This window comes from Paroceanicella profunda, from assembly GCF_005887635.2.
Classification (GTDB): domain Bacteria; phylum Pseudomonadota; class Alphaproteobacteria; order Rhodobacterales; family Rhodobacteraceae; genus Paroceanicella; species Paroceanicella profunda.
Window position 1 is genome coordinate 372,676 of record NZ_CP040819.1, and the last position, 20,755, is coordinate 393,430.

At 69.9% G+C, this 20,755-nt stretch carries 20 protein-coding genes and 1 pseudogene; 11 read left to right on the forward strand and 10 right to left on the reverse strand.

Annotated features, from left to right (window positions below):
* Positions 1–8 precede the first annotated feature (8 nt).
* Together FDP22_RS19725 and FDP22_RS19730 are read right to left on the reverse strand one after the other, a co-directional pair.
* Positions 9–590, reverse strand: a complete 582-nt coding sequence (locus FDP22_RS19725; protein ID WP_138573395.1) for a TetR/AcrR family transcriptional regulator — start codon at positions 588–590, stop codon at positions 9–11.
* Positions 591–773: 183 nt separating this feature from the next.
* Positions 774–1,634 (reverse strand): LysR family transcriptional regulator, encoded by an 861-nt coding sequence (locus tag FDP22_RS19730; protein WP_138573393.1) that lies wholly within the window; start codon positions 1,632–1,634, stop codon positions 774–776.
* A gap of 193 nt (positions 1,635–1,827) precedes the next feature.
* Between FDP22_RS19730 and FDP22_RS19735 the strand changes: the two genes are divergently transcribed.
* On the forward strand, positions 1,828–2,727 hold the full coding sequence (locus FDP22_RS19735; RefSeq protein ID WP_138573391.1) for an NAD(P)-dependent oxidoreductase: 900 nt from the start codon (positions 1,828–1,830) through the stop codon (positions 2,725–2,727).
* Positions 2,724–3,548, forward strand: a complete 825-nt coding sequence (locus FDP22_RS19740; RefSeq protein WP_138573389.1) for an oxidoreductase — start codon at positions 2,724–2,726, stop codon at positions 3,546–3,548. The genes FDP22_RS19735 and FDP22_RS19740 overlap by 4 nt, the downstream gene beginning before the upstream one ends.
* Before the next feature lie 244 nt (positions 3,549–3,792).
* Here the strand turns inward: FDP22_RS19740 and FDP22_RS19745 are convergent.
* Positions 3,793–4,710 (reverse strand): annotated as a pseudogene (locus FDP22_RS19745) (LysR family transcriptional regulator).
* Between the two features lie 140 nt (positions 4,711–4,850).
* On the opposite strand from FDP22_RS19745, the gene FDP22_RS19750 reads away from it, so the two are divergent.
* Positions 4,851–5,852: a zinc-dependent alcohol dehydrogenase family protein gene (locus FDP22_RS19750; protein WP_138573387.1), complete on the forward strand. Its 1,002-nt coding sequence runs from the start codon at positions 4,851–4,853 to the stop codon at positions 5,850–5,852.
* A gap of 130 nt (positions 5,853–5,982) precedes the next feature.
* Here FDP22_RS19750 and FDP22_RS19755 read toward each other — a convergent pair whose 3' ends face one another.
* Positions 5,983–6,921, reverse strand: a complete 939-nt coding sequence (locus tag FDP22_RS19755; RefSeq protein WP_239031968.1) for an AraC family transcriptional regulator — start codon at positions 6,919–6,921, stop codon at positions 5,983–5,985.
* Between the two features lie 98 nt (positions 6,922–7,019).
* On the opposite strand from FDP22_RS19755, the gene FDP22_RS19760 reads away from it, so the two are divergent.
* Both FDP22_RS19760 and FDP22_RS19765 read left to right on the forward strand, forming a co-directional pair.
* The gene (locus tag FDP22_RS19760; RefSeq protein WP_143972284.1) at positions 7,020–7,880 is read left to right on the forward strand and encodes an SDR family oxidoreductase; all 861 of its coding nucleotides are present in this window, start codon (positions 7,020–7,022) and stop codon (positions 7,878–7,880) included.
* Positions 7,877–8,821, forward strand: coding sequence for an alpha/beta hydrolase family protein (locus tag FDP22_RS19765; protein ID WP_138573383.1), 945 nt, complete (start codon positions 7,877–7,879; stop codon positions 8,819–8,821). Before FDP22_RS19760 ends, FDP22_RS19765 begins: the two co-directional genes overlap by 4 nt.
* A gap of 736 nt (positions 8,822–9,557) precedes the next feature.
* On the opposite strand, the gene FDP22_RS19770 is transcribed toward FDP22_RS19765, so the two are convergent.
* The 4 genes from FDP22_RS19770 to FDP22_RS19785 form a co-directional block, all read right to left on the reverse strand.
* Positions 9,558–9,956 (reverse strand): RidA family protein, encoded by a 399-nt coding sequence (locus FDP22_RS19770; RefSeq protein ID WP_138573381.1) that lies wholly within the window; start codon positions 9,954–9,956, stop codon positions 9,558–9,560.
* A gap of 73 nt (positions 9,957–10,029) precedes the next feature.
* Entirely contained in the window at positions 10,030–10,332 is a 303-nt protein-coding gene (locus FDP22_RS19775; RefSeq protein WP_138573379.1) for a GNAT family N-acetyltransferase, read from the reverse strand.
* Positions 10,333–10,361: 29 nt separating this feature from the next.
* Positions 10,362–11,297, reverse strand: coding sequence for a pirin family protein (locus FDP22_RS19780; RefSeq protein WP_138573377.1), 936 nt, complete (start codon positions 11,295–11,297; stop codon positions 10,362–10,364).
* 124 nt (positions 11,298–11,421) lie between these two features.
* Positions 11,422–12,318: a LysR family transcriptional regulator gene (locus FDP22_RS19785; RefSeq protein ID WP_138573375.1), complete on the reverse strand. Its 897-nt coding sequence runs from the start codon at positions 12,316–12,318 to the stop codon at positions 11,422–11,424.
* Positions 12,319–12,468: 150 nt separating this feature from the next.
* Between FDP22_RS19785 and FDP22_RS19790 the strand changes: the two genes are divergently transcribed.
* Positions 12,469–13,113 (forward strand): hydrolase, encoded by a 645-nt coding sequence (locus tag FDP22_RS19790; RefSeq protein WP_138573373.1) that lies wholly within the window; start codon positions 12,469–12,471, stop codon positions 13,111–13,113.
* Positions 13,114–13,174: 61 nt separating this feature from the next.
* On the forward strand, positions 13,175–13,807 hold the full coding sequence (locus tag FDP22_RS19795; RefSeq protein WP_138573371.1) for a LysE family translocator: 633 nt from the start codon (positions 13,175–13,177) through the stop codon (positions 13,805–13,807).
* Between the two features lie 603 nt (positions 13,808–14,410).
* Here the strand turns inward: FDP22_RS19795 and FDP22_RS19800 are convergent.
* On the reverse strand, positions 14,411–15,328 hold the full coding sequence (locus FDP22_RS19800; RefSeq protein WP_138573369.1) for a LysR family transcriptional regulator: 918 nt from the start codon (positions 15,326–15,328) through the stop codon (positions 14,411–14,413).
* Between the two features lie 106 nt (positions 15,329–15,434).
* Between FDP22_RS19800 and FDP22_RS19805 the strand changes: the two genes are divergently transcribed.
* The 3 genes from FDP22_RS19805 to FDP22_RS19815 all read left to right on the forward strand — a co-directional run bounded on the left by FDP22_RS19805 (position 15,435) and on the right by FDP22_RS19815 (position 18,257).
* Positions 15,435–16,046 (forward strand): glutathione S-transferase family protein, encoded by a 612-nt coding sequence (locus tag FDP22_RS19805; RefSeq protein ID WP_138573367.1) that lies wholly within the window; start codon positions 15,435–15,437, stop codon positions 16,044–16,046.
* Between the two features lie 13 nt (positions 16,047–16,059).
* Positions 16,060–17,031, forward strand: coding sequence for a pyridoxamine 5'-phosphate oxidase family protein (locus tag FDP22_RS19810; protein ID WP_138573365.1), 972 nt, complete (start codon positions 16,060–16,062; stop codon positions 17,029–17,031).
* Positions 17,032–17,516: 485 nt separating this feature from the next.
* A complete protein-coding gene (locus tag FDP22_RS19815; RefSeq protein ID WP_138573363.1) occupies positions 17,517–18,257 on the forward strand; it encodes an SDR family NAD(P)-dependent oxidoreductase in 741 nt (246 codons plus the stop codon).
* 576 nt (positions 18,258–18,833) lie between these two features.
* On the opposite strand, the gene FDP22_RS19820 is transcribed toward FDP22_RS19815, so the two are convergent.
* A complete protein-coding gene (locus tag FDP22_RS19820; RefSeq protein ID WP_138573361.1) occupies positions 18,834–19,568 on the reverse strand; it encodes an SDR family oxidoreductase in 735 nt (244 codons plus the stop codon).
* A gap of 56 nt (positions 19,569–19,624) precedes the next feature.
* Between FDP22_RS19820 and FDP22_RS19825 the strand changes: the two genes are divergently transcribed.
* Positions 19,625–20,590 carry an AraC family transcriptional regulator gene (locus FDP22_RS19825; RefSeq protein WP_239031969.1) on the forward strand — a complete coding sequence of 322 codons (966 nt, stop codon included), beginning with the start codon at positions 19,625–19,627 and terminating at the stop codon, positions 20,588–20,590.
* The last annotated feature ends 165 nt before the right edge of the window (positions 20,591–20,755 follow it).

A 20,755-nucleotide genomic window follows, 5' to 3' on the forward strand; every position in this document is an offset into this window, starting at 1 on the left:
CGCGGGTCTCAGGCAGGCACGAGCCTGCGCAGAGAGGGAAAGACGATGGCCGCGAACAGCTCGGGCCTGCCCTGCGCGCGGGCCATGAGCATCGCGCCGTGCACCGCGGCGATGAACCATTCGGCCTCGGTGGCGGCCGGTTCGGAGAGCCGGAGGGAGCCGTCCTCCACGCCGCGCTTCATCTGCCGGACCATCCAGGCGGACAGCCCGTTGAAGAAGGACCGCACCTCGGCGGCCACATCCTCGGGAAGCACCGGCATCTCGGTCGCCAGATGGGCGCACACACAGAACGGAAGATGGCCGTCGACGATGCACGCCTCCCAGTGCCGCGCGTAGGCTTCCAGGGCAGCGCGGGCATTGGCCGAGTCCCTCTCAGCAGCCGCGAGGCCGGTTTCGGCGCTGGCACGGAACGCCACGACCAGTTCGCGAACGAGGTCCGACTTGGCCGGAAAATGGTGGTGGATGCTGGCCTTGCGGATGCCGACGACCTTGGAAATGTCGGCGTAACTGAAGCCGTTATACCCGCCGGCGATGACGAGCTCCCGCGCAGAGGCGAGTATCCGGTGCGATGTGGTCGATGTGGCGTTCATGCTCTCATCCCTTGCGATGTCACCTCTCTACCAACTGATAGGCAGGCTATCAAGCCGGCGTTTCGCTTCGCACGCAGACGTGATCCGCGCCGATTGCCCGGTACGGCTTCGCCTGGTCGCCGCGGACCCGTTCCCGGGGGCATGCGATGGGCCGCTCCCGCCCGACGAGCACGGAATTCGGCTTCAATGGGGGGTGTTGGCCAGGTGAGCGGCGAGGAGATCGATGAAGGCTCGCAATCGCTGAAGGCCTTTCAGGTCACGGTGATACCCCATCCAGATGTCGCGGGCGGGAGGCTCTGACGGGAGCTGGAGCCGGCGCAGCTCCGGGAGCTTGTCGCCGACAGCCCTGGGCAACACCGCGATGCCGACGCCCTGCGCGCACATCCGCCCCTGCACATTCCGGTTGTTGGATCGCACGGCGAGGGTGGCGTTCGGGAAACTGTCCCTGAGCCAGGCGATATCGGGGAACTGCCCGGTCGACGTGTCATGGGTGATGAGGCGGACCCCGGTGCCATCGCCATAGGTCGGATCGGGGGTTCCCCGTGCAACATAGGCGCCATAGGTCAGGCCGAACAGCCTTCGCTGGATGACGTCGGGCGCCTCGAAGGGGACAATCCGAAAGGCGATGTCGGCTTCGCGCTGAGCCAGGCTGAAGAGCCGGGTGCCCGTGAGGATCTCGATCTCCACGCCGGGATAGGCCCGTGAATACTCCGCCACGACAGGCGGAAGGACAAAGGCTCCGAACCAGTCTGCGGAGGATATCCTGAGCGTTCCCCGGAGATGCTGCTCCTGCCCCGCGAGGCGCCGCTCCATCGCCAGTGCGCTCTCCTCCATCTGCTCGGCCAGACGGAGGATGGCGCGCCCCTCCTCTGTCGGCACGAGGCCCCCGGCGGTGCGCTGGAACAGGCTGTGGCCCAACGCCTGCTCGAGACCGCGAAGCCGGCGGCCGATGGTCGGATGGCTGAGGTCGAGCGCCCGCGCGGCCCCGCCCAGCGTGCCGGAACGAGCGATGGCAAGGAAAATCCGAACGTCACTCCACTCCATCTCGCGCCCCCTCAGAAATGAACGGAGAGAGTACAGATCTGTCAGTTAACGATCAATTCTGATCGCCTATCTAGGGCCTGTCCACCGCGGACCCGCCGCCAGGCGCGATGCGGCGGGATGTGGCTGAAGCACGCGAGCGCACAGGGTTTCCGGCCCCTCCGGGGCCCGCGCTCGACCAATCGGGAAGAGAGATATGCAGATCGGAGTCATCGGTCTTGGCAGCATGGGCGCCCCCATGGCCGTCGCCCTCGCCAGGGCCGGCCATGAGGTGCTGGGCTGGAACCGCAGCCGCGTCGATCCCGGCGGGGTTCCGGGGGTCACGCTGATCGGGCGCCCGGGGGACGCTTTCCAGGCGGACGTGGTCTTCACCATGCTGTCCGACGATGCGGCGATCCGGGACGTGGTGCTGGCCCCCGACCTGTTGCGGAGCGCCCGCAAGGGACTGGTTCACGTCGTCACATCGACGATCTCGGTCGCGTTCGCCCGGGAATTGGCGAGACTGCACGAGGAGGCGGATCTGGGCTATGTGTCCGCCCCTGTCCTTGGGCGCCCCAACGTCGCGGCGCACGGGGCGCTGAACATACTGGTCGGCGGCAAGGCCGACGCCGTGGCCGCCATCGAGCCCGTGCTCGCCCCGCTCGGCAGGAAGGTGTGGAAGCTGGGCGACACCCCGGCCCGGGCCAACGCCGCCAAGCTTGCGGCCAACATGATGATCGCCATGGCGATCGAGGCCATGGCGGAAAGTGTCGCGCTGACCGAAGGCGTCGGGCTCGACCGCTCGGATTTCTTCGAGCTGGTCCTGGGCACGCTGTTCTCGGGCCGCGCGTACGAGAGCTACAGCGCGCAGATTGCCGCGCGATCGTTCGAACCGGGCTTCAAGGCCAGGCTCGCGCTCAAGGACCTGCGTCTCGCGGGCGACCTGAGCAGGGAGATCGGCCGCAGGCTGCCGATGCTCGACGTGGTGCGCGATCGCCTGGACAGCGCGGTATCGGCGGGCCTCGGAGAGAAGGATTGGTCAATCATGGCCGACATCGTGGACGGTGGCGACAGAAGCGCCGCCGCCATCCCGACACAAACTGGAGAACGGAAATGAAGACCTGGCTCATCACCGGTTGTTCAAGCGGATTTGGCCGCCGGCTCGCCCTCGCCGCGGCAAGGCGTGGCGATCGGGTTGTCGCCACCGCGCGCACTGTCGAGGCGATCCGGGAGATGGCCCTCCCGTTCGAGGGCCGCATGATCGCAGTGCCGCTCGACGTGACCGACAGCGCGTCGGCAAGGGCGGCCGTCGAGAGGGCGGTGGAGGCGTTCGGCACACTCGACATCCTCGTCAACAATGCCGGATACGGTTTCTTCGGCGCAATCGAGGAAGCATCGCCCGAAGAATATCGCCCGATGTTCGAGGTGAACGTGTTCGGTCTCGTCGAGACCATCAGGGCCGCCCTGCCGGTTCTCAGGCGCGGCGGCGGTACGATCGTCAACATGTCCTCGAGCGCGGGCATCGCGGGCCACGGCGGAGGTGGCTACTACAATGCCGCCAAGTTCGCCGTCGAAGGCTTGTCCGAGGCGCTGGCGGATGAAGTCAGGCCATTCGGTGTGAGGGTGGTCATCGTCGAGCCGGGGCCCTTCCGAACGGAGTTCCTGGGCCGCTCCATAGCCATGGCGGCGCAGGAGATGCCGGAATATGCCGCGAGCTCGCGTCGTCGGTATCGCGAGACGAACGACGGCCACCAGGCGGGCGATCCCGACAAGGCGGTCACCGTGATCCTTCGGGCCGTGGACGCCGACGAGCCCCCGCTGCACCTGCCTCTCGGCCCGGTCGCCCATGGGATTGCGGAGCGGAAGCTGGCCGCGTTCCGCAAGGATATCGACACATGGCGGGACGTTTCGATCAACACCGATTTCGACCGTCCCTGACCGCGCGTCGCCAGCCGAACCGACCGCCGATCTTCAAGCGGCGTGCGACGACGCGCGCGACCTCATGCACCCGAGAAGGGCCCCGGCAACACGGTCCGCTACTGCCGGACGTCCCGGGGTGCGACGATGGCATGCGTCACGACCCCGGATCGCATGGCCTGCCGCGATCCCGCCGATCTGCGCAGGTGGCGGGCCGGCGATCGGGGAGGGGTGGGCCTGCGACGATCCGGAAAAAGGCGTGCGGTCATGTGAAGAACTGCTCCAGCCCACGATCCCAGTAGGGTTGGCCTCCGAACCGCTCGGCAAGCCAGTCGATGAACACCCGGACCTTCGGCGCCAGTTCGCGCGAACTGGGGTAGAGCGCCCAGAGCGTCTGCGTCGATACGAGCGGGTAGTCGCGCAGGACCGGCACGAGGGCACCGGAGCGAAGTTCCTCCGCGGCGCATCAGGTGGCCATCAGCGCGACGCCGAGCCCTGCACAGGCCGCATCCCGCACCGTTCCGCCGTCGTTGATCCGCAAGGCGGGCGTGACGCGCTTCGCGATCACCTCGCCGCCCCCGGACCGGAACGTCCAGAGGTCGAGCGTCCCGACGACGAGACAGGCGTGCCCTGCGAGATCGTCGGGGCGGGCCGGCGCTCCGCTGCGGCGCAGATACTCCGGCGACGCGACCAGAACCCGGCGGTCGGGCGCGAGACGACGCGCGACGAAGGAGGACTCGCCGAGATCCGCGTAGCGCACCGCGACATCGAAGGCCCCTTCGACGAGGTCTACGACGCTGTCCGAGATGCGCATGTCGAGAGACAGGTCGGGATATCTGGCGCAGAAGTCCGGCAGGCCCGGAACGATGTGCATGCGCGCGAAGGAGGCGGGGGCGGCGACCCTCAGGGTGCCGCGCGGCGTGGCCTGCCCGCGCCCGAGCGCCGCCCTCGCCGTCTCCGCCGCGAAGACGACATGCTCCGCGTGCGGCAGGAACGCGAGGCCGTCCTCGGTGAGGGTCACCTGTCGTGTCGTCCGGTGCAGGAGCCTTGCGCCGAGCCGTCTCTCCAGCGCGGCCAGCCGGGCGCTCGCACCAGCCGGCGTGAGGCCAAGGTCCCGCGCGGCTGCGCTGATGCTGCGCAGTTGGGCGATCCGCATGAACAGGTTCAGGTCATCGACTTCCATGGCTCGGCCTTCAAGGATTTCTTGAAACTGATCCCGGGCGCGGGCCGCTACCCGGGGCAATCAGGAGACCTCAAATGACCGCCACGTCAACCATGCCGCGGTGGCCGAAACGCCCCGCCTCCTCTGGAAGGAACATCGTCATGACCAAGACCATGAAGGCGGCCGTTCTCACCCGCTTCGGCGGTCCGGAAGCGTTCGAGATGCGCGAGGTGCCGGTGCCCGACGTGGGTCCGCGCCAGGTACGCGTGCGGGTGCACGCCACCGCCGTCAATCCGCTCGACTACCAGGTGCGCCGGGGCGACTACGCGGACCATGTGCCCCTGCCCGCGATCACCGGACACGACATCTCCGGCGTCATCGAGGAGCTTGGCTCCGACGTTCACGAGTTTGCCGTCGGCGACGAGGTCTACTACACCCCGAGGATATTCGGCGCGGCGGGCTCCTATGCCGAGCAGCACGTGGCGGATGTGGAGCTGATCGGCCGCAAGCCGTCCAACCTCTCACATGCCGAGGCGGCGAGCCTGACCCTCGTGGGCGGGACCGTCTGGGAAGCGCTCGTCGAGCGCGCCCGGCTGAAGGTCGGCGAGACGATCCTCATCCATGGCGGCGCGGGGGGCGTGGGCACCATCGCGATCCAGGTCGCCAGGGCGATCGGCGCGCGGGTGATCACGACCGCGCGGGGGCGCGACCATGACTTCGTGCGCGGGCTCGGCGCCGACGAGACGATCGACTTCACGACCGATGATTACGTCGCGGCGGTCGCCGGACTGACCGGCGGAACCGGCGTCGATGTCATCCTCGACACGATCGGCGGCGACACGCTGGCGCGGAGCCCCCTGGCACTGGCAGATGCCGGACGCGTGGTGAGCCTTGTGGACATCGCCCGGCCGCAGAACCTGATCGAGGCCTGGGGCAGGAACGCGACCTACCACTTCATCTTCACCCGCCAGAACCGCGGCAAGCTCGACGCGCTCACCCGGCTTGTCGAGCGCGGCCGGGTGAAGCCCGTGGTCGCGGCAATCCTGCCGCTCGCCCGGGTGGGCGAGGCGCGCGCCATGCTGGAGAACAGCAGGGCCCATGGACTGCGCGGCAAGGTGGTGATCGATGTCTCGGGTGAGGCCGGCGCGCCGCCCTCGGCCTGAGCCCGCGCGCGGACGGTCGGGACATGCTTCCCGACCGCCCGCATCCGGAACGGCTCACGTCGCATCCCTGTCGGCCATGCCTCGTGGCGAATGCCCGCCGGCCGGTGGCGCTGAAAGCGCCGACGCCCGCTCAAGGCCGCGAAAGCGCCTCCTCCTCCTCCCCGGCGTGCCGGGCGACGAAGGCTCCGGGTGACATGCCCTGATGGCGTGCAAAGGCCATGCCGAAGGCACTGGCCGAGCCGTATCCCACCCGATGGGCAATCTCGGCATTCGTCAGCCCGCCCCGCAGGAGAAGATCCCGCGCCACCGCCATTCTCCACGTGGCCGCGTACTCCATCGGCGCACATCCCAGCGCGGTGCGGAACCGTTCGAAGAAGGTCGAGCGCGAGAGGCCCGCCTCGCGGGCCAGCCCCGCGACCGTGAGACCGCTTGCCGCGCCGGAGTGGATGCGGTGCAGGGCGGCGATGAGCCGGGGATCGGCCAATCCCCGCAGGAGGCCCGGAGGCCGTGTCGGCCCGGGGCCCGACCGCAGCGCCTCGATCATCATCACCTCCAGCAGGCGCTCCAGGATCATGAGGCGTGCGGGGCGGTCCGACCGGGTTTCGTCATGGATGACCGGAACCAGTGCCATGAGGCGCTCCTGCCCCGGGACGTGGATGACCTCCGGCAGGAGGGAAAGCAGCAGCGCCCTGTCCACCGTGGCGAACCGGCAGTGGCCGACGAGGGCCCGCATCTCCACCGGCGCCCCTTCCGGCCCGACGCGCACCCTGCCCGGGCCCGTCTCCAGCGGCACGCGGGACGCACCGGGGGGCGGTGGGAGGTCGCTCTCCATCGAGAAGCTGTCGAGATCCGGGATCAGGACAAAGTCTCCGGCGTCAAGCATCAGGGGGGCCCGCCCCTTCACCGAAAGGCGCGCCCGCCCCTCCACGATCGCGGCATAGAACGGGCTGGCCATGCCGCTGCGCTCCACACGCCAGCGCCCTCCGGCCTCGACCACCTTCGCAACGGCAGGGCGCGGCCGGAGAAGCGCGACGACGCTCGCGAGCGGGTCCATGCTGTGCTGAGCCATCGCGATCAGGACTTTCGCTGATTCCTTCCGGACTCTGAACGATAGAAAGTCCGGCACCGCCTGTCCATCTCTGGTCCAGTCAGGACAGGAGACACCGCATGCCCCGTATTCTCATCACCGGCTGCTCGTCAGGGTTCGGCCGAGCCATCGCCCTGCGCTTCCTCGACGCCGGCTGGGAGGTGGTCGCAACGATGCGCCGCCCGGCCCCCGAGGGGTTGCCGACCTCGGACACCCTGCGCGTGATGGCGCTCGACGTGACCGATCCGCACAGCATCTCGGCTGCCGTGGCCGCGGCAGGGCAGATCGACGCGCTGGTCAACAACGCGGGCGTGGGAATGCTGAACGTGCTGGAAGGCACCGGGATCGACCGCGCGCGCGAGTTGATCGAGACCAATCTCATCGGCACCATGGCGATGACGAAGGCGGTGATGCCGGCCATGCGGGCGCGCCAGAGCGGGGTCATCGTCAACATCAGCTCCAGCGTCACGTTGCGCCCGCTGCCCGCGCTCTCTATCTATTCCGCCAGCAAGGCCGCGATGAACGCCTTCACCGAGAGCTTCGCGCTCGAGGCCGCGGAGCACGGCGTGCGGGCCCGGCTGGTGCTGCCCGGCAGCGCGCCCGAAACTGCCTTTGGCAGAAATGCCGTGGCGCGCATGGGCATGGACATTCCCCAGGCCTATGCCCGGCTGGTGGAGACCTTCCTGCAGTCGCTGCACACAGCGGCCGAGAAAACGACCGCCCTTGACGTGGCAGACGCGGTGTGGCGCGCGGTCACCGACCCGGCCGCACCGCTGATGCTTCCCGCCGGGGCGGATGCCGAGACGTGGTTCCGCGACAGGGGGCAGCCACCCCGGCCCCTGCCCGCCACGAGCAACGGCAACGGCAACGGCAACGGCAACGGCAACGGCAACGAGGATCGCACCAGTCCGCCGCAACCGCGCAACCGAGCCCCGCGATGAACCGCTTGATCGACCGCGCCCGCCACCTGCCCGCGCCGGACGCGGAGCTGACCCTGGCCTACAGCCCGATCCGCCTGCCCCTGCCGGGCCGGTCGCCACTGGAACTGCGCCTGACCGCGCCGGCCACGGGCACCGGCCTGCCTCTCGTGATCTTCTCGCACGGCTACGGGCCGTCCAACTACATCCCCTCGAAGGACGGATACGCCCCTCTCGTGCAGTTCTGGGCGGAGCGCGGCCTTGCCGTGATCCAGCCCACGCACGCGAGTTCGCGTGTCGCGGGCCTGGGCCCGGACGGCCCCGACGCCCCATTCTACTGGCGCGAGCGCGTGGCGGAGATGCGCGCGATACTGGACCGGTTGGAGGATGTGGAACGGCAGGCCCCGGCGGTGGCGGGCCGGCTGGACCGGCGCCGGATCGCGGTGGCGGGCCATTCCTTCGGCGGGCACACATCGTCCCTCCTGCTGGGCGCGACATGGCGGGGCGAGGATTTCGCCGATCCGAGAGTGGCCGCCGGGCTTCTCCTCGCGGCTCCCGGACGGGGCGGCGCCGAACTCACCCCGGCGAGCGCCGCGCGCTTCCCCTTCTTCGATGTCGATTTCCGCGCGATCCGCAGGCCGGTGATGGTGGTGTGCGGGAGCGAGGACGATCCGCAGTTCACCCCGCGCGGGCCGGACTGGCACGCCGACGCCTTTCACGACGCCCCCGGGGCGGCGGCGCTTGTCACCGTCGCGGGGGTGGGCCATGGCCTTGGCGGCATCGCGGGCTGGGACGCGAAGGAAACCGAGGCCGAACTCCCCGACGCGCTGGAAGCGACCCGTCGTCTGAGCCTTGCCTGGCTGCGCGGCGCGCTCGGTGGCGACGAGACCGACTGGGACGCCGCGCGCGCGGCCCTGAAGGGGCCTGCCGCCGGGCTCGCTGTCCTGACGGAGAAAGACGCATAGGCCGATTTCCCGCGCTGCACGGGGCGGCGTCACCCGCACGGCGGCAAGGCAGCCGGCTTCGGCCCTTTCGCGCCGACAGCGGCGGGCCGGTCCGGCATCCGACCGCATTCGGAAACGGCCGGTCACAGACCGGCGGACATCATCGCGCAGTCCCGCCTGCTCGCGGCATCGCGGCCCCTGATGACGGGCGCCGCCGGTGCCGCGCCCGCCCGCCCGCCCGCCCGCGACGAGGCTGATGCTCCGGTTCCTCGCGCGCCACCTCCGGAAGCCGTTGCCCGCGCGGGCCCGGGCGGCCGCGAGCTCGCAGGTTTCCCCTCGGTCCCGGGCGGGTTTGACGTCTGCTCACCCGTCAAGGTGCCGCTGACGGCTCACCTGCATCCTGGCGATGGGCGGCAATCAGGCAGGGAGGACATGGCAATGTCGCCCGGTCCATTCGCTGATCGGAGGATCGGGCATCGCCGACCAGCGCGCGCCGCGGCATCTGCGAGCGGCGGCTCCTGACGTCCTGCTTCCGATCGGAGGGCGCGGCCGGGACACGGCACGCCGCGTCGCGCGCGACCCGGGCAACGCCGGTGGCGCGGCGATCGATCCGCCCGCGCAAGACCCGGGTCTTCGCGATCGCGCCATCGGCACGAGGGCACCCGCTTCGGAGATCGGGGCGATCCCGGCATCGGTCCCCGTGGGGAACGCGGGGGCGGGGCGGTCGCGCGGGAGGGCGCGCCCACTCCGCGACCGGTCAGGCCGATGCCGGCACGCGGGCGATCACCTTCACTTCGAAATCGAAACCCGCGAGCCAGTTGACGCCGACAGCCGTCCAGTTCGGGTAGGGAGGGGCCGGGAAGATCTCGGCTTTGGCCGCCATGACCTCGGGAAACTGCGCTTCGGGATCCGTGTGAAACGTCGTCAGGTCGACGATGTCGTCAAGCCCGCAACCGGCCGCCGCGAGCGTTGCCGCAAGGTTGGCGAAGGCCAGCCGCACCTGCGCGCCGAAATCCGGCTCCGGCGCGCCGTCGGGGCGGCTGCCGACCTGCCCGGACACGAACAGCAGATCGCCGCTGCGGATCGCCGCCGAATATCGGTGCGCGTCGTAGAGCGCATGCCTGCCGGGCGGGAAAACGGCTTCTCGATGGGCCATGGGGCCTCCTGTTCACCTGATGGGTCACGACGGGTGACCGGCCCGGGCCGCGGCCGGCCATAGCGGGCCGGCGTCAGCCCTGGATCACGTCGGACCACTCGGGATGCCGCAGGGCTTGCGCGCGCACGAACGGGCAGAGCGGCACGATCCTCTGGCCCTTCGCCCGGGCCCGCGCGATCAGGCTTTCAGCCAGCGCGCCGCCGACGCCCATCCCGCGCATGCTGTCGGGCACCAGCGTGTGATCGGCGATGATGAGCACATCGGACACCTTCGATATCGTCAGCTCACCCTCGCCTTCGACACCCGGCACACGGGCGACGAACCGTCCCTTGGTCTCGGTTTCCTCGAAGGAGATCTGTGGTTCGGGTCGGGTCATGGGGTCGCTTTCTTCATGGGTGGGGCAGGTCATGCGGGCAACGGGATATGTTCGTCGCGATCGTCCGCAGGCAGGTCGAACAGGCCCTGTCCCCAGCGCTGTTCCCGCCATTCGGCCTTGGCGGCCTCGATTCGCTCGCGCGACGAGGCGACGAAATTCCACCATATGTAGCGCGGGCCCGAAAGGGTTGCACCTCCGAGGATCATGATCCGGGCACCGGTTTCCCCGGCTTCTACGGTGATCCTGTCGCCGGGACGGAAGACCATCATCTGCGGCGCGCCATAGTCCTGCCCGGCGACCCTGATCGTGCCGTCGACGATGTAGATCCCGCGGTCCTCGTGCTCGTCCGGCAGCGGCAGCCGCCTGCCCGCCGCGAGCGTCACATCGGCGTAGAAGGTCTCCGACGGAAGCTTTGCCGGCGCCCGCTCGCCATAGGCCGTCCCCAGGATCAGCCGCAGCGAGACGCCGTTGTCCTCGATCATCGGCAAGGTCTCCTTGCCGTGATGCTCGAAGCTCGGGGCGTCGTCCTCGTGGGCCTCGGGCAGGGCGAGCCAGGTCTGGATGCCGAACAGGCTGTTGGGGCCGCTGCGCGCCTGCGCCGTCGTGCGTTCCGAATGGGTGACGCCGCGCCCGGCCACCATCCAGTTCAGCGCGCCCGGCCGGATCACCTGGTCGGCTCCGGTGCTGTCGCGGTGGTGGAAGTCGCCGCGGAACAGGTAGGTGACGGTCCCCAGCCCGATGTGGGGGTGCGGGCGCACATCGATCCCCTGCCCCGTCAGCAACTCGGCCGGTCCGGCCTGGTCGAAGAAGATGAACGGTCCGACCATCTGCCGTTTCGGCGCGGGCAGCGCGCGACGCACCTCGAAGCCGCCAAGGTCGCGCGCGCGCGGAATGATCAGCGTCTCGATCGGGTCGCTGCCTGTCTCCCCCGGGCAGCCGGGCTCGAGGGCCGGGTTCCAGCTCATCGGCGTCTCCTTCCATCATGGGCTCACCGCACGGGCGGGAGCGATGATGGCAAGCTGTCAGCCGGGGCAGGCGTGCGATAGCCCTGCCCGGCGGCAAACCGTGTCGCGCCGCGGGGAACGCCGGTCAGCCCTCCCGCCCCCACGTCACGGGGTTGTTCGCGATGTCTTCGGCAAGCATCTCGGTCAGCACGCGCACCTTTGCCGAGGGGTGCAGACCTGGCGGGCGCACGACATAGGCGGCCGCCGGGGGCAGCGGATAATCCGCCATGATCTCGACGAGCTGCCCGGCGGCCAGATGGGTATGGATGATGCAGTCCGGCAGCAGGGCAATGCCAAGCCCCGCCGTCGCGGCGGCGGCCAGCGCCATGGCACTGTCGGCCTTGAACCGCCCCCGTGGCTGAACCTTGACGGGGCGCCCGTCGTCGCCGATGAACTGCCAGAGCTCGGTCCCCTGCATCAGCGCCTCGTGTTCGGGGACGTCCTCGGGCGTCGCGGGCGCCCCATGGCGCGCGACATAGTCCGGGCTTGCGACGAGCTTGCCGGTGATCGGTCCCACGCGTTTCGCGATCAGGCTGCTGTCGGGCAGATAGCCGACGCGGACCGCGCAGTCGAACCCCTCGGCGATCAGGTCGACGAACCGGTCGCTGAACACGCTCTGGATCTGCAGATGGGGGTGCCGGCGTGCCATCTGCGCCAGAACCGGGGAAAAATGCGTCGGGCCGAAGGACAGGGGCAGCGCAACGCGCAGCCGGCCGCGCAACTGGCCCGACGGCTTGATCGCCTCGCGCGCGGTCTCGATCTCGGCGGCGGCGCGCGCGGCGTGGTCGCGAAACGCGCTTCCCGCCTCGGTCAGCGCCGCGCCGCGGGTCGTGCGCGTGAGAAGCTGAACGCCCAGTTCGGCCTCGATGCGGAACAGCCTGCGGCTGACGATCGACTTCGACAGCCCGAGCCAGCGCGCCGCGGCCGAGACTCCGCCCGCGTCAGCCACGGCCACGAAGGTTTCGAGATCCTCGATGTCCAAGGTGCGTTCCTCCGGCTGCGACACAGTTCACTGCTGCCCGGCACTATCGATATGGCGCGCGCACCGACAAACTTCGACGCGGCGCCAGTCCCCGGGCTCGGCGCCTTTCAGACATACCCGCGACGTGCACGCCGGGAAAAGGGAAAACCCATGACACTTCGAAACGGACTTGATTCTCTTCTTCGCCCCGAGGATTCGGTTCTCATCCTGATCGATCACCAGCCCTACCAGCTTGCGAACCTGAACAGCCACGACCCGCATATGGTAGTGAACAACACCGTCGCCCTGGCCAAGTCCGCCAAGGCCTTCGGGGTTCCGACCATCCTCACCAGCGTCCTCGCAGCGCGCGGCGGGCTCTTGTTCAAGCCGCTCACCGATGTCTTCCCCGGTCAGGAGGTGATCGACCGGACCTTCATCAACACCTGGGAGGACCGCAAGGTCGTCGAGGTCGTCGAGAAGACCGGCCGCAAGCAGCTGATCATCGCCGGGCTCTGGACCGAGGTCTGCGTGGCCATGCCCACGATCCAGGCGCTTGGCGAGGGCTGGGACGTGACCGTCGTCACCGATGCCTCGGGCGGTACCTCGGTCGAGGCGCACGAGGTGGCGATCCAGCGCATGATCCGCGCAGGCGCGAACATGATGACCTGGCTTGCCGTCGCGGCGGAATGGCAGCGCGACTGGGCGCGGACCGAGCATGCGGAGCAGCTCACCGAGGTCATGGTCCAGCACGCCGGCGGCAGCGGCATGGCGTTCCTGTGGGAACAGCAGCTTCTGAATACGCCGGTCGGCGGCTGAGCCCCACCCGGCATCGGGGATGGCGCCGCCCGGCGCCATCCTTCCCCAACCGAGGACGACGATGACCCCGACCTCCTACGCCGCCTTCCTGCTGATCTGCGCCGTGCAGAGCGCGACGCCGGGCCCCTCGACGCTGCTTCTGGTCAACAACGCCATCGCCTTCGGCTGGCGGCGCGCCCTCGTCGCGCTGAGCGGAGACCTCGCGGCCATCGCGCTTCTGGCAAGCCTGTCCGTGGCGGGGCTGGGCGCGCTGCTTCTGGCCTACCCGACCGCCTTCCTGGCGCTGCGGCTTGTCGGGGCGGGATATGTCCTCTGGCTCGGCTGGACCTATCTGCGCCCGGCCCCGCCCCTGCCATCCGACGCGCCGGCGCGCACGGGCGCGGCGGGCAATCTGCGCAGCCTGTGGCTGCGCTCCTTCGGCATCGGCTTCAGCAATCCCAAGGCGGTCCTGTTCTTCACCGCGCTCTTTCCCCAGGTTCTGCCGCCGGGCAGCGGCCCTGCGCTGCTCGCCCTCCTCGTCGCGACCTTCCTTCTGGTCAAGCTGGCGATCCTCGGCGGCTACGCGCTCGGCGCCGGCCGGATCGCGAAGCGGCTGCGCGATCCCCGGCAGGCGCGGATCGGGCGCACCCTCACCGGTCTCTTCTTCCTGGCCTTCGGCCTGCTGCTGATCCGCGCCGCGCTCATGCCCGCCTGAAGCGCGAACCCGCAGCGCCGGGAGCCTGCATCCCTCTTCGACACGTCCCACCGGTGTCCGGCTCCTGGGCGCCCGTCCCCGCGTCCGCCTGCGCCTGTCGCGAGCCTCCGCCCCCCGGCGAACCCGCGACATCCTGGAGGGCCCGCATGCCCGCCGCGAGACGGTGGCGATGGGGATCGCGCCGCGCGACAGCGGCCGCTTCGCCGTCAGCCGGCAGGAGGCCGACGGGGCGACCGGATCAACCTGCAGGACAGGGGCCGCCGGCGCGTCCGATGCGTCACGCCCCTGCCCGAAGGCCGCCTCCTGCGGATGAAGGGGGCGATGCCCCCCCGGCGCGACGCCTCGAGGACCGGCACGACGCGGCCGATGTGCCGACAGGTCTCGACGCCGTCGCTGCGGAGCGGATCGGTCTTCCCGGCCTCCGCGCCGGTGGCGGATATGCGATCGCCGCGGCCCTGAAGGACCCTCGTTTCCGCGCGGTCGCCACGGCGGTCGACAGCGCCATCGAAGCGGCACTGCGCCCTGTCCCTGTCCCCGAGGCGGTGCGCGCAACGCTGGCTGCCGTGGCCCGGCGCGCGCCCGCGGCTCTCACGGGATCGGGCCTCAGCCCAGGGCCTCGAGGCGCTTCAGTCCGTCCCGCAGCCGCGGGACCGCGAAGTCGAGGAACCGTCGCGCCTTCAACGGCAGGTGATTTCCCGGCAGATGCAGCACATGCACCGGGGCGGGGTCGACCTCGAACGGTTGCAGGCACAGCGTGAGCGCCCCCGAGGCCAGCCGGTCCGCGACCTGATAGAGCCGCTGCTGCGTCAGGCCCACGCCCAGCACCGCCGCTTCGACCGCGGCATCGGTGGTCGTTACCGACAATCGGGGCGCGATGGGGACAAGCTGCACATCCCGCTTCGCCTCCGCCGCGAACCGCCAGAGCTGCCGCTGACCGGCCGGGCCGACCGCGATGGTGGGCAGGGCCGTCAGGTCCTGCGGAACCGAAGGCGTGCCATACCGCTCCAGACAGGCGTCGCTGCCGCAGATCACGATCCGCATGCCGCCGACCTTCCGCGCGATCAGGCTGGTGTCGGGCATGTCGCCGATCCGGATCGCCACGTCGACCCGCGTCTCGGCCAGCGGCAGCACCGCATCGGTCAGCAGCAGACGGATGTCGATCTTCGGGTAGGCCGCCAGGAACGCCGCCACGATCGGCACGACATGGATCCGGCCGAACATCGCGGGGGCCGTGACCACCAGCTCGCCCCTCGGCTCCAGATATTCCCCGGCGACCGCGCGCTCGGCCTCCTCGACATCCTCCACGATCCGCCGCGCCGCCGCGACATAGACCGCGCCCGCGTCCGTCAGGGTCACGCTGCGCGTCGTGCGGGTCAGAAGCCGCGCCCCCAACCGCCCTTCGAGCTCGGTGATCCTGCGCGTGAGCGAGGTCGTCGGCTGCCCGAGCTGCCGCGCGGCGGCAGAGAAACTGCCGGATCGGACGACCTCCAGCAGCGCAGCCATGGCGTCGATCCGGTCCAAGCCACTTCTCCATTTTCCGGTGAGGTGAGTTCCATATCGGGCAGATTATCATGCTGCTTCGGACAGGTTAACTAGGAGCACGCCAGATCGCACAGAGGAAACCGACATGAGACTGCACCACTTCCCCCTTTCGGGCCATGCCCACCGCGCCACGCTCTTCCTGTCCCTGCTCGGGGTCGAGGCCGAACTGATCGAGGTCGATCTCCCGAACGGCGCGCACAGGACGCCCGAGTTCCTGCGGCTCAATGCCTTCGGTCAGGTGCCGGTGCTGGAGGATGGCGACGTCAGCGTCGCGGATTCCAATGCGATCCTCGTCTATCTGGCGACGAAGTTCGAGCGCAGGGACTGGCTGCCCGCGGATGCGGCGACGCTCGCGCGGGTCCAGCGCTGGCTTTCGGTCGCCGCCGGCGAGATCGCCTACGGCCCTGCCGCCGCCCGGCTGGTCACGGTGTTCGGCGCCGATTTCCGGGAAGAGGAGGTCATCGCCCGCGCCCATCGCATCCTGTCGCTGATCGAGGACCAGCTCGCAACCTCGGCCTTCATCGCCACGCCACATCCGACCATCGCCGATATCGCGCTCTACAGCTACATCGCCGTGGCGCCGGAAGGGAACGTGGATCTCGCGCCCTACCCTCGCATCCGCGCCTGGCTGGCCGCGATCGAGGCCCTGTCGGGCTTCGTCGATCTCCCCCGCACCGCCGCCGGACTGGTGGCCTGACGGAGCATGTCCGATGACCGACGACACAGTCCCCACACCCTCCCCGTGGCATCCGGGCGAAGTTGCCCTGCAGCGCGAACGCGGCGTGTCCGAGCGGATGGCAGTGATCGGGCGCAAGGTGCTGCGACCTTTCCTGACTGAGGAACACCGCGCCTTCTATCCGCTGCTGCCCTTCGTCGTGCTGGGCGCAGTGGACCCGCAGGGCGCCCCCTGGGCAACCCTGCGGGCCGGACACCCCGGCTTCCTGCACAGCCCCGACCCCTCGGAACTCGCCCTGGAGGTTCGCCGGGACCCGCAAGACCCCGCCGACGCGGGCCTGGGGGATGGGGACGCGGTGGGCCTGCTCGGGATCGACCTGACCACCCGCCGGCGCAACCGCCTGAACGGAACGGTCCGGCGCCAGGGCGATGCGGCGTTTTCGATCGCGGTCGTGCAGGGCTTCGGCAACTGCCCGCGCTACATCCAGGCCCGGACCCCCGCGTTCAGCCGCGACCCCAGCCAGCTCCCGGCCACCACGCCGGTGGTTTCCGACCATCTCGATGCCACGGCCCGCCGGATGATCCGCGAAGCCGACACGTTCTTCGTCGCCTCCTATGCGGATGTGCCCGGAGGGGAGCGGCAGGTCGATGTATCGCACCGCGGCGGCAAGCCCGGTTTCGTGCGCACAGACCCGGGCGGCGGCCTGACCGTGCCGGACTTCAGCGGCAACATGTTCTTCAACACCCTGGGCAATTTCGCGATCAATCCACGGGCGGGGCTGGTGTTCATGACGCCCGAGACCGGCGATCTCCTGCAGATCACCGGGAGGGTGAGCTTCGTGGACGACCCGCGCGCGCTTGCCCGCTTCGAAGGGGCCGAGCGGCTTTGGAAACTGCACCCGGAACAGGTGGTGCGCCGCCCGGCCGCGCTCCCGATCCGATGGTCGCCCGGCGCGGACCATCTCTCGCCGTTCAGCCTTCGGACCGGGGACTGGGGCACCGGGTGACGGCACGCGTGCCGGTTGCGGATCCGCCATCGGCGCCCCCGACCCGTCGCCACCCTCCGGAACCATCGGCGCGCCGGCGGTGCGGCCGCGTGCACCCGGCCCCGTTGCTCCGATCCACGCGGTCGGGCTCCGAACGGGCCCGCCGGGGAGCGGAGCCTCCGCGGCAGCCACGGTCTCGGGCGCGCCTTTCGGGGGGCGCCTGATCCGGCGGCGGCCCGCCTCCGGAGAGGGAGAGGCCCGCGTCCGGCAGCACCGTGGCGAGGCACACCCGTTCGGGGTCATCCCCCGGTCGGCCCGCTCACCGCAGCCGGGGCACGTCAACGGGGAGCCGCGTTCCCCGGCCCGCGACACAGCTTGGCCGGGGCCGGGCCTAAGCGGTGCGCCCGCGAGACCCAAGATCTGATCAGTCTGTCGCCGGTTTCGGCGATCCATCCCTGCGGAGCACGTCCCATGCCCGCAGGACCCAGCAGTGAAAGGACCACTCCATGATCGACCTGACAGGAAAGCGTGCCCTCGTGACCGGGGGCTCCCGCGGGATCGGCGCCGCCATCGCGCTTGCGCTGGCGGAGAACGGCGCGGATGTCGCCTTCACCTATCAGCACGCCGCGGAGCGCGCCGACGCGGTGTGCAAGCGCATCGAGGCCGTGGGGCGACGCGCCGTCGCGCTGCGCGCCGACAGCGCCGATCCGGATGCCATCTCGAAGGCTGTGGCGAGGTCTGTCGACGCCCTGGGCGGGCTCGATATCCTGGTCAACAGCGCGGCAGTGGGACATGTCGGACCGATCGCCGACATCGAGGTGGCTGCATACCAGAAGCTGATGGACGTGAACGTGCGCGCGCCGTTGCTCTATGCCAAGGCCGTCATCCCGCATCTCTCCGAAGGCGGGCGCATCATCACCATCGGATCCGCCCTGGGCGAGCGGGTGCCCTTCCCCGGCATCACCGCCTATGCGATGTCGAAGGCGGCGCTGACCTCCTTCACCCGCGGCCTGTCTCGCGAGCTGGGGCCTCAGGGCATCACCGTGAACCTGGTGCAGCCCGGCTCTGTCGACACGGAGTCCAACCCTGCGGATGGCGAGGCCGCCGCATTCCAGCGCGGCCTCACCTCGCTGGGGCGCTACGCCGAGCCCGAGGAAATCGCCAATGCGGTGGTCTTCCTGGCAAGCCCGGCGGCGGGCATCATCACCGGCGCCACGCTGAACGCGGACGGTGGCGCACTCGCCTGAACGCGATGCCGCGGATCGGGATCACCGACCGCGGCCCCGAAGCGCGAAAGGGATGGGACAGGGGGGGGGTCGACCCTCTGTCCCATGGAGAGCGGCTGAAAGCCCGGACACAATCCGCACCGGCGTTGCATCAGCCCGGCCGTGCCGCACAGACCGGACAGCGGCCGATGCTCCGCTTTCCGCGGTTATGCCTACCCCACGGCCCCGGTGACGGGCCTGCCGAGGGCGGTGCGGCCGTTCAATATGGTGATGCGGACCCGGGCTCCGGCGGCCTGCCGGTGGCAGCCCCGGCCCATGAGCCTCTGCCCCGGCAGTTTCACGCAGTGCCTCTTGGGGTCGCTGCGGCTTCAGGTCCCGCGCACCGCAGCGTGCAGCCTCGGCTGACTGCATCGGACGCCCGGCTTCGCAACGCCCGCGCCCCGCGCTCGGCCGCCAGTCGGGCCATGCGCTGCGCATGGCCGGAGGCAGCCCGAACGGGCCATTCGCCCCGAGGTGCCCGGCCCGGTGACACGGGCCTTCATCCCGGGATCATCGGACGCCCGGGGAGCGGACAAGGCTGCCGCTTGCCACCGGCCCTCATCCCTGCGCGGTGGGCCGGATCACGATGCTGCCGACATCGACCTCTGCGGGCTGTTCGAGCGCGAAGAGGATTCCCCGCGCAATCGCCTCCGGGGCCATTCCGATATCGCGCATCTGGCCGTCGATCGTCTTCTTGGCAGACGGGTCCGTTATGGTCTGCGCGAAGTTCGTCGAAACCATGCCGGGGGACACCTCGGTCACCCGCAGGCTCGGCCCCGCTTCCTGTCGAAGCGCCTCGGTCGCCGTGCGCACGGCATTCTTGGTCGCGGCATAGACGCCCATCGTCGGCACGATCTTCAGGCCCGCCGTCGAGACGACGTTGATGACATGCCCGCTGTCCTGACGGATGAACACCGGAAGGGCGGCAGCAATGCCGTAGAGCGTGCCGCGCAGGTTCACGTCGATCATGGCGTCCCAATCCTCGACGCGCAGCGCGTCGAAGCGCGAGATCGGGCCGATCCCGGCATTGTTGACGATGGCATCGAGCCTGCCGAACCGCTCGACGGCGGTGTCCACCAGCGCTTCGAGGTCGGCGCGGCGGCGCACGTCCGTCGCCTTGCAGGCGGCCTTGCCACCCTTTGCGGTGATCTCAGCGACAAGCTGTTCGAGGATGGGCTCCCGGCGGGCGCCCAGCACCACCGAGGCGCCCCGATCCGCCAGCAGTGTCGCCGTCGCACGTCCGATACCGCTGCTTGCGCCGGTGATGGCGATGACTTTGCCGTCGAGTGTCATGGGCTGTTTCCTTTCGGTCTGTTTCGCTTGCGCTGGATATATGGCATCCTCGCAAGATGAACGATGTCTTGAGCTCCGGAATGTTGTCGCAATCGTCCAGTTCTCCCCTCGATCCCCTGTCCGACGTGCTAGAGGTGCTCGGCGCCCGCGTGACGCGGCGAACCTGCCTGGAAGCCGCGGGGGATTGGGCGCTGTCCTTCCCCGGCATGGACCGGTTGAAATTCGTGGCCCTGCTGAGAGGGACGTGCTGGATGCAGATTGCAGGACGCGCGCCACACCCGATGCAGGCCGGGGATGTCTGCCTGATAGGGACCTCGGACTATGCCGTTTCCAGCGATCCGACCCTGACGCCGGAGGACGGCCGGCCCCTCTTCGAGGGGCCCGGTCGCGACCTCGCCCGGGTCGGTGGGGATGAGACGGTTTCGATTGGCGGAACGGTCACCTTTGCGGGGCCGAACGCCGATTTCCTGCTGGACATGTTGCCGGACTTCATGCCCGTCCAGCGCCGCACGGCAGGGGCCGATGCCATCGCGACCATCCTGTCCCTCATGTCGCAGGAGATCGAGCGACATGCGATCGGCTCCGGAATCGTGGGCGCGCGTCTGGCGGACCTCTTGCTGGTCGAGACCTTCCGCGCCCATGCCGAGCAGGCCGGGCCTGCCGCCTGCGGCTGGTTCGGCGCGTTGCTGGACCCTCGGATCGGCCGGGCCCTGCAGACCCTGCACGCGGATGTCGCGCGCGCCTGGACCGTGGCCGATCTCGCGGCTGTCGCCGGAATGTCCCGGGCCGCGTTCTCGGCGGAATTCAGTCGCCGCATCGGCCAGCCGCCTCTTGCCTACCTGCGCTCATGGCGCCTCACCCGCGCGCGCAGGCGGCTGGTCCGCGGCGAGGCCACTGTTGCCGAGGTGGCCCTTGCGGTCGGCTACCAGTCGCAAAGCGCGTTCTCCCAGGCGTTTCTGCGCCACTTCGGGGTCTCGCCGAGTACTGACGCGCGAGCGCAGGCCGGCACGGTAACACCGTGAGGATCAGCCCCCGGCCGAGGCGATCGGAGAACGCCCCGCGACGCCCCCCATCCCGGCCTCAGGCCGCGCGCCATGGCTTCCTGAATGGACCCTCACCTCCCGGAAGGTCGGCGCTGCGAGCGCCACCCGGTGGGGCGATATTCCGTAAAGGGGGCCGGGAGCGAT

What these genes read in the sequence shown, in the direction of transcription:
- FDP22_RS19755 (WP_239031968.1), bottom strand. Translation starts at nt 6,921, where the DNA reads ATGGCTCAGCACAGCATGGACCCGCTCGCGAGCGTCGTCGCGCTTCTC.
- FDP22_RS19775 (WP_138573379.1), bottom strand. Translation starts at nt 10,332, where the DNA reads ATGACCCGACCCGAACCACAGATCTCCTTCGAGGAAACCGAGACCAAG.
- FDP22_RS19780 (WP_138573377.1), bottom strand. Translation starts at nt 11,297, where the DNA reads ATGAGCTGGAACCCGGCCCTCGAGCCCGGCTGCCCGGGGGAGACAGGC.
- FDP22_RS19820 (WP_138573361.1), bottom strand. Translation starts at nt 19,568, where the DNA reads ATGACACTCGACGGCAAAGTCATCGCCATCACCGGCGCAAGCAGCGGT.
- FDP22_RS19765 (WP_138573383.1), top strand. Translation starts at nt 7,877, where the DNA reads ATGAACCGCTTGATCGACCGCGCCCGCCACCTGCCCGCGCCGGACGCG.
- FDP22_RS19810 (WP_138573365.1), top strand. Translation starts at nt 16,060, where the DNA reads ATGACCGACGACACAGTCCCCACACCCTCCCCGTGGCATCCGGGCGAA.
- FDP22_RS19805 (WP_138573367.1), top strand. Translation starts at nt 15,435, where the DNA reads ATGAGACTGCACCACTTCCCCCTTTCGGGCCATGCCCACCGCGCCACG.
- FDP22_RS19740 (WP_138573389.1), top strand. Translation starts at nt 2,724, where the DNA reads ATGAAGACCTGGCTCATCACCGGTTGTTCAAGCGGATTTGGCCGCCGG.
- FDP22_RS19760 (WP_143972284.1), top strand. Translation starts at nt 7,020, where the DNA reads ATGCCCCGTATTCTCATCACCGGCTGCTCGTCAGGGTTCGGCCGAGCC.
- FDP22_RS19825 (WP_239031969.1), top strand. Translation starts at nt 19,625, where the DNA reads ATGAACGATGTCTTGAGCTCCGGAATGTTGTCGCAATCGTCCAGTTCT.
- FDP22_RS19790 (WP_138573373.1), top strand. Translation starts at nt 12,469, where the DNA reads ATGACACTTCGAAACGGACTTGATTCTCTTCTTCGCCCCGAGGATTCG.
- FDP22_RS19770 (WP_138573381.1), bottom strand. Translation starts at nt 9,956, where the DNA reads ATGGCCCATCGAGAAGCCGTTTTCCCGCCCGGCAGGCATGCGCTCTAC.
- FDP22_RS19725 (WP_138573395.1), bottom strand. Translation starts at nt 590, where the DNA reads ATGAACGCCACATCGACCACATCGCACCGGATACTCGCCTCTGCGCGG.
- FDP22_RS19815 (WP_138573363.1), top strand. Translation starts at nt 17,517, where the DNA reads ATGATCGACCTGACAGGAAAGCGTGCCCTCGTGACCGGGGGCTCCCGC.
- FDP22_RS19735 (WP_138573391.1), top strand. Translation starts at nt 1,828, where the DNA reads ATGCAGATCGGAGTCATCGGTCTTGGCAGCATGGGCGCCCCCATGGCC.
- FDP22_RS19730 (WP_138573393.1), bottom strand. Translation starts at nt 1,634, where the DNA reads ATGGAGTGGAGTGACGTTCGGATTTTCCTTGCCATCGCTCGTTCCGGC.
- FDP22_RS19795 (WP_138573371.1), top strand. Translation starts at nt 13,175, where the DNA reads ATGACCCCGACCTCCTACGCCGCCTTCCTGCTGATCTGCGCCGTGCAG.
- FDP22_RS19750 (WP_138573387.1), top strand. Translation starts at nt 4,851, where the DNA reads ATGACCAAGACCATGAAGGCGGCCGTTCTCACCCGCTTCGGCGGTCCG.